General features: G+C 30.7%; 10 protein-coding genes. 2 read left to right on the top strand and 8 right to left on the bottom strand.

The genetic code is table 11. The features are described 5' to 3' along the window. Positions 1 to 157 precede the first annotated feature (157 nt). The 8 genes from ACXAHM_RS25840 to ACXAHM_RS25805 form a co-directional block, all read right to left on the bottom strand. Entirely contained in the window at positions 158 to 1147 is a 990-nt protein-coding gene (locus ACXAHM_RS25840) for a zinc-binding dehydrogenase (protein WP_474966975.1), read from the bottom strand. 130 nt (positions 1148 to 1277) lie between these two features. Beyond that, positions 1278 to 2153: a mechanosensitive ion channel family protein gene (locus tag ACXAHM_RS25835; protein ID WP_474966974.1), complete on the bottom strand. Its 876-nt coding sequence runs from the start codon at positions 2151 to 2153 to the stop codon at positions 1278 to 1280. Positions 2154 to 2653: 500 nt separating this feature from the next. After that, complete coding sequence (locus ACXAHM_RS25830; RefSeq protein ID WP_474966973.1) at positions 2654 to 3529, bottom strand: hypothetical protein; 876 nt, start codon at positions 3527 to 3529, stop codon at positions 2654 to 2656. Positions 3530 to 4041: 512 nt separating this feature from the next. Next, entirely contained in the window at positions 4042 to 4818 is a 777-nt protein-coding gene (locus ACXAHM_RS25825) for a hypothetical protein (protein ID WP_474966972.1), read from the bottom strand. 1 nt (position 4819) lies between these two features. Further along, positions 4820 to 4972 (bottom strand): hypothetical protein, encoded by a 153-nt coding sequence (locus ACXAHM_RS25820; protein ID WP_474966971.1) that lies wholly within the window; start codon positions 4970 to 4972, stop codon positions 4820 to 4822. 230 nt (positions 4973 to 5202) lie between these two features. Further along, on the bottom strand, positions 5203 to 5778 hold the full coding sequence (locus ACXAHM_RS25815) for a hypothetical protein (protein ID WP_474966970.1): 576 nt from the start codon (positions 5776 to 5778) through the stop codon (positions 5203 to 5205). A 1-nt stretch (position 5779) separates the two neighbouring features. Further along, positions 5780 to 6484, bottom strand: coding sequence for a hypothetical protein (locus ACXAHM_RS25810; protein ID WP_474966969.1), 705 nt, complete (start codon positions 6482 to 6484; stop codon positions 5780 to 5782). Positions 6485 to 6611: 127 nt separating this feature from the next. Then, complete coding sequence (locus tag ACXAHM_RS25805; RefSeq protein ID WP_474966968.1) at positions 6612 to 7310, bottom strand: hypothetical protein; 699 nt, start codon at positions 7308 to 7310, stop codon at positions 6612 to 6614. A gap of 407 nt (positions 7311 to 7717) precedes the next feature. Here ACXAHM_RS25805 and ACXAHM_RS25800 point away from each other — a divergent pair, with 407 nt between their 5' ends. Beyond that, entirely contained in the window at positions 7718 to 7924 is a 207-nt protein-coding gene (locus ACXAHM_RS25800; RefSeq protein WP_474966967.1) for a hypothetical protein, read from the top strand. Between the two features lie 118 nt (positions 7925 to 8042). Next, positions 8043 to 8225, top strand: a 183-nt coding sequence (locus ACXAHM_RS25795) for a hypothetical protein (protein WP_474966966.1), incomplete at its 3' end; no start/stop codon positions are given.

The following is an 8225-nucleotide window of genomic DNA, read 5'->3' as shown; positions in this document are numbered from 1 at the left end:
TCAATTTTTTTATCACTTATTTACTAAGCGCATTCATCTAACTTCTGATATAGTATACTGTGTTATATGAATTTATGTTTCAACTCAAACAATATTAATCCTTAATGAATGATAATGACTCGATAAGTGTAAAAACGGATGAGAACTAATTAATGTATTATAGCGTCAATACAACTTTACCAACGACTCTTTTTTCTAAAATATTATTGAGTGTATCGATTGCCCCTTCAAAACCAACCGTCGTGATTTTAGGAGATTTTACTTTACCTTGTACTAATGCAGTAGTTAAACCAATACCTGCATCAACAATTGTTTTTTGTCCAACATTTCCATTTTCGTGGCCTGCCCCTAAAGCCAATTGATGAAAAGTAAGATTTCGCATAAATACATTTTCATATCTATCTGGGCGAACCACTCCTACTAATTCCAACATATGACCGTTAAAAGCCAATACGTTAGCAGCAATGATATCATTATCGTCTCCAATTGTATCAAATGACTTTATAACTCCTTCATTATTTGTCAATCGCTTTACTTCTTCTATAACATCTACTTTATCATAACAAATGACATGTGTAGCTCCTAAACTCTTGACATATTCTTCATTCCGAGAAGAAGCCACAGCATATATTTCTTTACATCCGCAGACATTTTTTGCGATCTGAACAGCATATGAACCCACACCACCTGATCCACCTATAATCAATAAACTATCCTCAGTATTGACTTCTAGCTTTTCAACAATCGCTCTCCAAGCAGTCCAGCCAGCACAAGGACTTGCCGCTGCATCAAGTAATGCTAATTCTTCAGGTTTATCCAATAAAGTATTGACTTTATGAATCGCATATTCAGCTAAACCTCCATGTGGCTTAATCATATTTCCATGATAAAAGACCTCGTCTCCAATATTCCAACCTTCTACCTCTTCACCTAATGCATCTATGACTCCTACAACATCTAAACCAACGGTCCATTGATCTGTAATGGTATCGGCAACCATTCCTTTCCAACCTACTATTTTTGCATCAACAGGGTTGATTCCACAAGCCTTTACTTTTACTCTAACCTCATCTTTAGCTGGTATTGGCATTGGAATATCTTCTAATTGAAAAGAATCTGTTTTTGAATGAAACGTTATTGCTTTCATATTTTATCCATCAATAAGGGTTAATTTTATTATCGAAAATGAAATTAAGAAATATCGATGAATTCTACATGAAAAAAGCCATACCTAATACTAGATATGACTTTCTAAATTACCACACTTAATTTACATGTTATGCTAATGACGCCATTATATCAAATGGCATTTTTTCTATATTCGTATTCTCCTCTTTTTCTATGCGTAAAACACGTTGTGGGAAAGGAATTTCAATTTTATTTTCATCCAAAGCAATCTTACATTTTTCAAGAGTTTCAAATAAGAAATCCCAGTAATATTCTGCTTTTACAAATGCTCTCAATTGTAGATCTACAGAACTATCTCCCAAATTGGTCACCACAACATGTGGGTCCATTTCTTTGTAATCAATTCGATCATCCTCTTGTATGGCAGCCAATAAAACTTTTCTCGTTTCTTTAATATCAGCTCCATAGGAGATTCCTATGGGAACATCCACTCTGGCAATACCTTCTTTCGTGTAGTTTTTTACTATTCCCCCTGCTAATGCTCCATTGGGTAAAAAAACTTGACGCATTCTTGGGGTTTGAATAGTTGTAGCAAAAAGACCTATTTCCAACACTGTACCGACGTGACCATTCACTTCTATAAAATCTCCTTTTCTAAAAGGACGTAACGTTAATAGTAAAGCTCCACCTGCTACATTGCCTAAAGAGCCTTGTAATGCTAAACCTACCGCAAGACCTGCCGATCCAAGCATTGCAATAAAGGAAGTTGACTCTACCCCTGCCATATCTATGGCACCAATAAAAATGATTACCTTCAAACAAATAGCTGTGAGGGAATGTACAAAATCAATCAAAGCATGATTCTGTGATTTCTTTTTTATTTGTTTGGTCACAAGTCTGACCATTCGATTGGCAATATTATTACCAATGAGAAAAAAGCCGATTCCTTGTAATAAATTTAAACCATAACGAGAAAATAATCTTATTAAATCATCTTGGTATTGGGCTAATTCTTCTAGTATCATCGTATTTAGTTTTTGTATTCAACAGTAGTATTTTGAATCCCAAAGTTGATAATTTTATTTGAATTCAAACAGTTATTATTGTAAATAATTGAGAATGAGTTTAAATGAAGAGGTTGATAAGACTAGAAATTATCATAGAGTAATTTTTGGAAGGAAAAATAATAATTGGAGTTTTTTTAATTCTTCTTGATTCACTTTTCATTAAAATACTGTGGTTCGTGCTTGTGGTTTGGAGACATGATAAATCGTGCCTCTACAAGGGTATGCTTTCAATTTTTCTTTGGATCGTTTTTGGAAGGATAGCCACTCTTAAGCCCATGATTTCAATCGTGTGGCTCTAATAATTAGGGAGTAGAATTAAAAATCCCCCTTCGCATCTTTGGTGGATGGGAAGGGGGATATTTATTTATATGTTTAACTTATTATATAACATTGATAACTATAAAATTGATTTTGGGGAGATTCTTTTTATTAACTTGTTCCACAATTGCAAGATTTAATCATTCATAAATATGTAGCACATTTTCTAAATCCAAAATGTACAATTTTTCTTTAAACCATACGATTGAATTAGTATCAAATGATATTTTTTTACCAATAATAAAATAATCTAAGATTTTAAATTCTAATCTATCTATCATACAAATTTTACCATATAATACATCTACGACTATAATTACATCTTCATAAACCCAAATTGGTCCTGAAGCATAAAATCCATCTAATATAGTTTCATTTGAAAATTTGAAACTTCTAATTAAAATGCCATCATCTGTTGACAATTCAAAAATTTCCTTACCATCTTGTTTATAAATTTTATTACCTATTTGACCATATGCTCCAATACGATCATGTTCCCAGAACCATACTTTCTTACCATCTATGGAATTTAATGCTAATAATTGTCCCTTTCTTAATGGGACAAATAATAATTCATTAAACCAAAATAAATCTCCATATATTTCATTATAATAATTTGTACCTTCAATTATGGAGTTACCACAGTTACTAACATCAATTTCATTTTTTTTTTGATGATCTAAATTATAAGAAAAAACTTTTTTGTTAGACTTATTAAAATAAAATTGATTAGTTTTAGTAGTATAAACATTTGTCAGAGTTGTCTTTTTTATTGTAAGGTCTTTGTCAATTAGAAATAATCCTTCTGGTATTAAATTATCTGTTTTAGTAAAATATATAGGTAATTTATTATCAATTAAAACTTCTGATGTTATGTTAAATTCTAAATTTATATCACTCATAATAATTTTAGACTTACCATTTTTGAAAATAAAAATATTTGAGCTATCATTCATTAATTGATAAACTATAATATTATTGAAGATTGTAAAAGAATCTATTTCACCTTCAGCCAACAGTTTCAATTCATTATCAGAAAGTATATAAAGTCCTTTTTCATTTTTTTTATATAAATTTTATCAAAATTTCTTATTAATGACACTTCATTAATTTTTTTTAATAATCTCATAATTCTAAGTTCTTTTTAAATATTATCTCAAACCAATCATTATTAGCTTTTAAGAATGTTTCTAACTCCCCTACTGTTCCGGGTGTTAAGCCGAAGGCGTCACTCGGAACTAAAACATTGTGTGAGTTTACAACGCACGATTTCTGTATTTCAAAAATGATCCCAAAGTTGGTTTTAGCTGTTTTGCAGATTGAAGTACTGAAATAATAAGTATAGAAAGTTTTTTTGAGGTGTTGTGATAAGTTACAAACTATCACAATGAGTGAGTTCGTAATGACGCTGTCGCTTAACATTACGAACAGTGGGATAAACAAAGAAAGGATCAGGTCTTAATAACCCAATCCTTCCATATATTATAGACTTACACTTAATGAAATCGTATCTTCAATTGACAATTTTTTATTCTTCTGGAGCTATAATTACAGGATGTTTAATAGGAGTATTTCCTCCATAAAATCCCTTTACTTTACCAACTAACTTATCTAGTTGGAAACGGAGTGGTTCATTCACTATAAAGCTATTTTGTGATACATCCGGTATATTAATATTTTCAGATAGGTGAAATTCTATAATTATAGGACGAATTTTTTCACTCCTTAATGCTTTTATTTGATCTCTATAATCATTCCTAGTGTGTATTGATATATTACTACCATAATCTTCTTTTAGAATCTTTATATTTCTTCTATCCTTAGTATCTTTTATTTGGTATTTACATTTAGAAAAGTCAAGGTGATCATAAAGATTATAATCAAAATGAAAGTAATAAAACCTTCTGATATCTTTTAGATCCAAACAACTCTTTAGGTCAATATTAATAATTTGATGGGGTGGAAAATCAAACTCTCTCAAAATGTTTTTCAGTTTTTCACTAACCATAAAACCATTAACATTACTAATATGAGCAGTTGGTGGATACCCTCCATCATATTCAATCATACCTGTATTAATTGGTATTGTATCAGAATTAAAAGGATCTAACTCTTCCCAATCTTCTTGCTGTGTTTTAAAATTATAAAGAGTCATTGATAGGGTATTATTAGGCAAATTATCCCAATCCACTTCATAATCTTTCTGAATAGTCACTTCATTAAGAGTAGGGATTCCTTCCATATCTTCTACTCTTGTATGGGCTCTCCACTCAAAACCAAAAGTATGTATCTCGTAATAATTCATTTTATTGTTCTTTATTTAGTTTAATTACTTGATCAATATCTAAAGCAAAAATTTCGTTTGCTCTTTCATTGGTGAAAAAATTATTTACTTCAACTTTTCCTTTTACAGAATTCACATATAATGATTCTTTTAAGTTTCCAGGGAATGCTTTCAATTGATATTCTACGCTTTTTTGGAAGGATAGCCAACCTCAAGACCATGAATTTATGCATGGGAATATGAGTATTGTGTTTTTAATTATTCATTATGCACTTTTCATGAAAATATTGTGGGTGTGAGACGCTATAAAGAGCGTCTCTACAAACGTAGATTTACCTATATAAAATATTAAGCCAACCTAGTGTTGTAGATTGGCTTGTTTGATAAATTGAATATTTTTCAATTCTAAATAGTTAAAGAATCACTATTCAAAATATCCATATACATTTCTTCTAAATACGCTTTTTTAAAATAGCCTGCTGATGTGTTTGGAGCAAAATGCTTCCAAAAATTTTGGTCAACCTCCATTATAGGTACTCTTAAATACCCATCAAAAAGTTCTAAAAAGGTGAGTAAAAGTGCTACCAGTACCTTTTTTCCTGCTGCTTTTTGTATATCTCCTGTAGATATTTTTATGATCGATTCATGTGTTTTCCAAGTTTCACAAAAATGTTCTAAATCTTCCCAACTTGCTTCACCTAAATCTGTTGCGTCCAACCAATATAAATGTGGAAATTCAGGTGCTCCTTTATATCTTATTATTTGTATACGAATAGGAAGATGATAGTCTTTTACCATGAGGTGTTGGTTACTTTCCAAACTGATATTCTCTTCCCACTTTTGAGGTTGCATCATAAATTCAATCCTACCGTCTTGTAGTAAAGAGGCATCATTATAAATACGTTGGTAACTTTCTGCAAATGCTTTCCATGAAAAACCTTCTATGGATTTTAAAGGAACTATATCTAATGAAATTGCCATGTTATTGTTCGTCTGAATATTCGAAATTTATAGGACACTCTGTGATTTCTATTCCTTCTAAGTTAGCAGATTCAAGGGCATTTTTTAAACGTTCGCTTACATAGAAACCGTTTCCTCTATCATGACACATATCTATTTCTCTAAAGCTTGATTTCATAACTGCTTTTTCAAATTCCCACATAAAAAAATCATTATACTTTTCGGAATATTTTATCAATAATTCACCTAAAGTTTCATAAGTATTTTTAACATTACATTTATTGATTTCATCTAAATTAGTTATTCTAAAGGTAGAATGATCAAAATCAAAGTAATTCTCAATAGAGTTACTTAAAAATTGTAAACACTTAACATCAATTAAACCCTCACCTAGTAAAACCTTTCCATTAAATAATCTATGCTCAATTAGATTAAACTTTGAAATTATGTTATATAATTTTACTGAGAAGATAAAAATATTACAATTATCAGGTCCCCACTCCAATTTTGTATAATCTGATAATAATAATTCTCGATTATCAAATTCCGAAATTAGAAACGGTGTAATATAATTAAAATTAATATTACCGGCTAAAAACTTATTTCCTTTACTTTCTTTACAGCTTCCATAAAATAATTCTTTACCTATAACAGAACTCCCAGATAAAGATCCGTAAGCTTTTACTTCAGAATTATCATGATGAATCTTTTTCTTTAACTTATACATACACTATTCAATATCATTGATTAATTTACCTTTTCATACTTTAATCTATATCATAAATTTTTTGTTACTTCTTATAAATTCAGTGGATATTCTTTGTTTTATATCAGAAACTAATGTAATACCCATGCTATTGTTCGTCGGAATATTCGAAATTGACTGCACAGTCTTTGAATTGTAAGCCCTCAAAGTTGGCTTCTTCTAATGCTTCTTTGAGACGTTCACTAACGTAAAATTGATTCCCTCCATCATAACACATATCTATTTCTCTGAAGCTAGGTTTCATAACGGCTTTTTCAAATCCCCATGAATAATACTTATCATATTTATTAATATATTCTTCTTCTAACTCAGGTAATGTCTCAAAAGTATTTTTTACATTATCAAAAGTTTCTTTAGCGTTTTTAATTTTGAAAGTAGAATATTCAAAATCAAAATAATTTTCAATGGAACAACCTAAAAATTGAATACATTTTACATCTATCATTTCCTCTCCAAATAGTATTTTCCCTTCGAAGACTCGATGTTCCATTAAATTAAACTTTGTCAAAAGGTCGTACATTCTAAGTGAAAAAACATATATACGACAAGCAAATGGACCTCCTTTTAATAAATCATATTCTCGTAATATCTCTTTTCTTTCTTCAAATTCGGATAGAGTAAATGGCGTTATGTAATTAAATGATACTCCATCTGATAAAAATTGTCTTCCTCTACCGTCTTCACAACTGTCATAGAATAATTCTTTGCCGATGACAGATCCTCCTGATAAATTCGCATAAGCTATATCGTCAGTACCTAAATGAGATCCTAGATTATACTTTTTCATAATTTAATCTATATTATTAATTTGTTTGTTACTTCTTATAAATTCAGTGGATATTCTTTGTTTGATATCTGAAATAATACTCTCAACAGATGAGAATGCTTCTACATAACGCTTTCTTGACATTGCATTAATCATATCTTGATTACCTCTAATTGCTATTCAATAAACCCCCACTGTTCTATGTGTTATGAGACAGCGTCACATAGAACTATCAATTTGATGAAGTTTTTTTCTTAAAACAAATTGGTGTAATACAATTTTTTGTGTGGGTCGTGAGACGCTATAAAGAGCGTCTCTAAGTGGGAATGCTTTCAATTGATATTCTACGCTTTTTTGGAAGGATAGCCAACCTCAGATCATGAATTTATGCATGGGAATAGGGGTATTGGCGTTTTGCATTATGCATTATGCACTTTTCATTATTTGATTGTGGTTTGGAGACACGATTAATCGTGCCTCTACATGGGAATGCTTTCAATTTATATTCTACGCTTTTTTGGAAGGATAGCCAACCTCAAGACCATGAATTTATGCATGGAAATACGGGTATTGGTGTTTTGCATTATGCATTATGCACTTTTCATTATTTGATTGTGGTTTGGAGACACGATTAATCGTGCCTCTACATGGGAATGCTTTCAATTGATATTCTACGCTTTTGGAAGGATAGCCAACCTTAGATCATGAATTTATGCATGGGAATACGGGTATTGGAGTTTTACATTATGCATTATGCACTTTTCATTATTTGCTTGTGGTTTGGAGACACGATTAATCGTGCCTCTACATGGGAATACTTTCAATTTATATTCTACGCTTTTTTGGAAGGATAGCCAACCTCAAGACCATGAATTTATGCATGGAAATACGGGTATTGGTGTTTTGCATTATGCATTATGCACTTTTCATTATTTG

This window comes from Flammeovirga sp. AWQ4_249, assembly GCF_056161045.1.
This window is presented reverse-complemented; position numbering and strand designations above follow the sequence as displayed.

Excerpts from the sequence above, each read along its gene's own strand:
- ACXAHM_RS25800 (WP_474966967.1), top strand. The coding sequence starts at position 7,718 with ATGCACTTTTCATTATTTGATTGTGGTTTGGAGACACGATTAATCGTG.
- ACXAHM_RS25805 (WP_474966968.1), bottom strand. The coding sequence starts at position 7,310 with ATGAAAAAGTATAATCTAGGATCTCATTTAGGTACTGACGATATAGCT.
- ACXAHM_RS25825 (WP_474966972.1), bottom strand. The coding sequence starts at position 4,818 with ATGAATTATTACGAGATACATACTTTTGGTTTTGAGTGGAGAGCCCAT.
- ACXAHM_RS25815 (WP_474966970.1), bottom strand. The coding sequence starts at position 5,778 with ATGGCAATTTCATTAGATATAGTTCCTTTAAAATCCATAGAAGGTTTT.
- ACXAHM_RS25840 (WP_474966975.1), bottom strand. The coding sequence starts at position 1,147 with ATGAAAGCAATAACGTTTCATTCAAAAACAGATTCTTTTCAATTAGAA.
- ACXAHM_RS25835 (WP_474966974.1), bottom strand. The coding sequence starts at position 2,153 with ATGATACTAGAAGAATTAGCCCAATACCAAGATGATTTAATAAGATTA.
- ACXAHM_RS25810 (WP_474966969.1), bottom strand. The coding sequence starts at position 6,484 with ATGTATAAGTTAAAGAAAAAGATTCATCATGATAATTCTGAAGTAAAA.